This is a genomic window from Saccharopolyspora rhizosphaerae, assembly GCF_003931915.1.
Taxonomy (GTDB): Bacteria; Actinomycetota; Actinomycetes; order Mycobacteriales; family Pseudonocardiaceae; genus Saccharopolyspora; species Saccharopolyspora rhizosphaerae.
The window spans coordinates 1-1,398 of the sequence record NZ_RSAA01000022.1 but is presented as its reverse complement, the minus strand read 5'-3'; the positions used below and the strand labels follow the sequence as shown (position 1 = coordinate 1,398).

Sequence of the window (1,398 nt, the reverse complement as noted above, 5' to 3'; positions counted from 1 at the left end):
CTAGTAGTGCTTTGTTAGGTCGGTAATCGGTGGATGTGTTGGTGGCAGGTGGGGCAGGTGCCTGACCAGGTGGCGAGCAGGGTTTGTAGCTCGCGGATGATTTTGTAGAGGGTCAGGCTGCCCCAGATGCTTTTGGGCTGGTCAGGCGGAGGGTGGTGAGGAACAGGTGTGCTGCGGAGGCCAGGGTGGCGTGGCGGTGCCAGCCGGTGAAGGACCGGCCTTCGAAGTGGTCCAGGCCGAGGCCGGCTTTGAGTTCGCGGTAGTCGTGTTCGATTCGCCAGCGGATTTTGGCCAGCCGCACCAGGCGGTCGAGTGGTGTGTCGGCGGGCAGGTTGGAGATCCAGTACTTGATGGGCTCGTCGGCCTCGGGTGGCCACTGGGCGATCAGCCACCGCAGAGGCAGCGATCCATCAGGCGCCAGGCGGGGCTTGCGTCCGGCGATGCGTACCCGCAGGGCCACGAAATCCGATCGGAGATCGCCTTTGGAGCCTTCCCGCCAGCTGATGCGCTTGCTGTGGGGCCGTCCGGCGGCCAGGATGTGCTCGCGCAGGCTGACCGGCTTGGTGCGATACCGGGGCTTGGAACGCCGGCCGTGGCCGGAATAGGGCAACAACTCAGGGGCGGCGTCGGCGGCGTGGGCGGTGAGCTCGCCTTTGACCTGTACTGCGTAGGACAAGTCGCGTTCTTCCAGCGCGGCACGAAAGTGCGCGTTGTCGCCGTAGCCGGCGTCGGCCACCACCGCGGGTGGTCGCAGTCCCCACTCGGCCAGTTGGTCGAGCATCTCCACCGCCAGCATCCACTTCGGGCGATTTCGTTCCGTGTCCGGGATGCCACACCGGGCACGCCGCCGTCCGACCTCCACCGCAGCAGCATCCTCGGCAAGGGCGTCGTCCCAGCTTTCCGGCACGAACAGCCGCCAATTCACCGCAGCCGAGGCCGTGTCGGTGACCATGTGCACGCTCACCCCGACCTGGCAGTTGGTCACTTTGCCTGCGGTGCCGGTGTATTGCCGCGCCACACACGGAGATCGACTGCCATCCTTGAGAAATCCCGTGTCATCGATCACCCACGCGACCGGATCCACCGTGCGCTGCGCAAGCCTGGCCAACCGCGCCCGCACCGAGGCGAACTCCCACGTCGACGACGACACGAACTGCTGCAATCCCTGATGATCCACCCCGAGCCGCTCGGCCATCGGCTGCATCGACTTGCGACGACCATCCAGCAGCAACCCACGCACATAGGTCTCGCCCTTGACCCGCTGATCCGACCGCGCCAGCGGAGCGAACACCTCCGCCGCGAACTTCTCCAACCGGCCACGCACCCGAGCGAGATCACCCTGCTTCACAGAACAAGATCATCCCACACCAAGATCCACACCTAACAAAGCACTACTAG

General features: G+C 65.4%; 1 protein-coding gene. It reads right to left on the bottom strand.

Going from position 1 to position 1,398, the window contains the following annotated elements; translation table 11 throughout:
• Window positions 1-112 precede the first annotated feature (112 nt).
• Window positions 113-1,348: an IS701 family transposase gene (locus tag EIL87_RS21670; protein ID WP_199740551.1), complete on the bottom strand. Its 1,236-nt coding sequence runs from the start codon at window positions 1,346-1,348 to the stop codon at window positions 113-115.
• Window positions 1,349-1,398 lie beyond the last annotated feature (50 nt).